Raw genomic sequence first — 2816 nt, 5'->3', positions numbered from 1 at the left:
GGGAGTGCTCCCGCCCCGGCCGTCACTGCTCGTGCTCGGGCAGCCGCAGCAACGGCGACCGGCCCGGTGGCTGCTCCGGCGGCGGCCCCGAGGGCTCGGCCGGCGGCACCGGCACGGTCACCGGCTCACTGCAGGTGACCCGCAGCATCTGGTCGTGGTGGCGGAGCTCCACGACGTCGTCCGGGCCCCCGTGGCGCAGCGAGTACGTCGTCTGGTGCGGCCGGACGTCCACCCGCAGCGCCAGCCCGCGCCACTGAACGGAGAACTCCAGGCGGCTGAGCCGGCTGGAGAGCCGGGGCGCGAACGACAGCTCACCGTCGTGATCGCGCAGCCCGCCGAACCCGCTGACCAGGGCGAGCCACGCGCCGGCCAGCGAGGCCATGTGCACGCCGTCGCGCGTGTTCTCGTTGAGGTCGTGCAGGTCCATGAGCGCGGCCTCGCGCAGGTAGATGTGCGCCAGGTCGGGATGGCCCACCTCGGCGGCGAGCACCGACTGGGTGCAGGCCGACAGCGACGAGTCGCGCACCGTCCGTCGCTCGTAGTAGAGGAAGTTGCGCACCTTCTGCTCGGGGGTGAACGCGTCCCCCCGCCAGTGCATGGCCAGGACCAGGTCAGCCTGCTTGACGACCTGTTTGCGGTACAGATCGAAGTACGGGTAGTGCAGCAGCAGCGGGTACTTCTCCGCGGGTGTGTGCGGGAAGTCCCACTCCTGCAGCCGGGTGAACCCCTCCACCTGCTGGTGCACGTCCAGCTCGTGGTCGTACGGCACGTGCATCGAGGTCGCCGCGTCCCGCCAGCTCGCCGCCTCCTCGTCGGTGACCCCGAGGTGGAACGCCTCATCCCGGTAGCGCATCACGACCTCGGCGGCGGTGAGCAGGTTCCGCTGGGCCATCAAGTTGGTGTAGACGTTGTCGTTCTTCACCGCCGTGTACTCGTCGGGGCCGGTGACCCCGTCGATGTGGAACTGGCCGTGCCGGTCGTGGTGCCCGATCGAGCGCCACAGCCGGGCCGTCTCGACCAGCAACTCCAGACCGATCTCCCGCTCCATGACGGTGTCCCCGGTGACCAGCACGTACCGGCGGACCGCGTCGGCGATGTCGGCGGCGATGTGGAACGCCGCGGTGCCGGCCGGCCAGTACCCGGAGGATTCCGGCCCCTCGATGGTCCGCCAGGGAAAGGCAGCGCCCTTGAAGCCGAGCGTCTCGGCCCGTTCCCGGGCCTGCCCCAGCGTGCTGTGCCGCCACTGCAAGGCGCTGCGCACCGCGCTCGGCTGGGTGTACGTGAGCACCGGCAGGACGAACATCTCGGTGTCCCAGAAGGCGTGCCCGTCGTAACCGGGGCCGGTCAACCCCTTTGCCGAGATCGGTCGCTGCTCGGCCCGGGCGCCGGCCTGGAGCACGTGGAACAGACCGAACCGCACGGCCTGCTGGATCTCCGGATCGCCCTCGACCAGCACGTCGGCCGCGTCCCAGAACTCGTCGAGGTAGTTGCGCTGCTCCCGGTGCAGACCGTCCCAGCCGTCCAGCCGGGCCCCGGCGAGCGCCGCGCCGACCTGGTCGCGGAGCGCGGGCAGGGACCGCCGGCTGGACCAGCTGTACGTCAGGTACTTGACCACCCGCAGCTTCTCGCCTGGCCGGAGCACGCAGCCGACGGTGGTGCGAACCCAGTCCTCGTACCCCTCGGACTCGATGGTGGTGTGGTCCGGGCCGTGCACCTCGTGCTCCATGGCGGCGGCCACCCGCAGCCCGGAGACCTTGGTGCGGTGGATCAGCTGCCCGCCGTCCGGTGTGGTCAGCTCCTCCTCGGCCTGCAACGGCGACTCCAGCACCGCCGCGACCCGGGGGTCCTTGCTCTGCGCCGGCAGCGACTCGTTGGCGACCAGTTCGGACTGGACGATCAGCCGCAGCGGGCCGTCGACGGCCTCCACCTCGTAGCTGATCGCGGCGACCGACCGCTGGGTGAACGACACGAGCCGGGTGCTGCGGACCTTGACCTCACGGCCGGCCGGCGAGCGCCAGTGCAGCTCCCGGTGCAGGGTGCCGGCCCGCATGTCGAGGATGCGCTCGTGCGACAGCAGCTCGCCGTAGCGGACGTCGAGCGGTTCGTCGTCGACGAGCAGCCGGATCAGCTTGCCGTTGGTGACGTTGACGATGGTCTGCCCGGACTCGGGGAACCCGTAGCCGGCCTCCGCGTACGGCAGCGGACGCAGCTCGTAGAACGAGTTGAGGTAGGTGCCGGGCAGGCCGTGCGGCTCGCCCTCGTCGAGGTTGCCGCGCAGACCGACGTGGCCGTTGGAGAGCGCGAAGACCGACTCCGACTGGGCCAGCACGTCCATGTCCAGGCGGGTCTCCCGGATGTGCCAGGGCTCGACGGGATAGGCCCGTTCCCGGATCACGCGAGGCCCCGCTCGCCGGTCGGCGCCCGGCCAGCGGTGTCGCCGGCGGGGCGGGGCGCCGGCGGGTCGGCGTCGCCCGCGTCGAGCAGGTCGGCGAGATCCTTCACCACAACGTCGGCGCCGTGTGCGAGCAGTTCGTCGGCCTGTCCCACCCGGTCGACACCGATCACGTACCCGAAGCCGCCGGCCCGGCCGGCGGCCACCCCGGAGAGCGCGTCCTCGAAGACGGCGGCCTGGGCGGGGTCCACCCCGAGGATCCTGGCCCCGGCCAGAAAGGTGTCGGGCTGCGGCTTGCCGCGCAGCTTCTGCTCACGGGCGACGAGCCCCCGCCAGCTGTTCCACGCCCAGCCGGCGGCCACCGCCAGCAGGATCGCCGCCGCCCAGAGCAGCGCCTCGGTCATCGCCACCTCCGCGTCAGGGC

General features: G+C 71.9%; 2 protein-coding genes. Both read right to left on the bottom strand.

The features are described 5' to 3' along the window. Window positions 1-22: 22 nt before the first annotated feature. A complete protein-coding gene (locus AB0J68_RS30415; RefSeq protein WP_363942127.1) occupies window positions 23-2395 on the bottom strand; it encodes a glycoside hydrolase family 65 protein in 2373 nt (790 codons plus the stop codon). Further along, a partial coding sequence (locus tag AB0J68_RS30410; RefSeq protein ID WP_363942125.1) for an HAD-IA family hydrolase occupies window positions 2392-2816 on the bottom strand: 425 nt, incomplete at its 5' end. The genes AB0J68_RS30415 and AB0J68_RS30410, both read right to left, overlap by 4 nt.

It is taken from the genome of Micromonospora sp. NPDC049580 (genome assembly GCF_040675595.1).
Taxonomy (GTDB): Bacteria; Actinomycetota; Actinomycetes; order Mycobacteriales; family Micromonosporaceae; genus Micromonospora.
The sequence above is the reverse complement of the archived record's forward strand: the minus strand, read 5'-3'. Positions and strand labels throughout refer to the sequence as shown.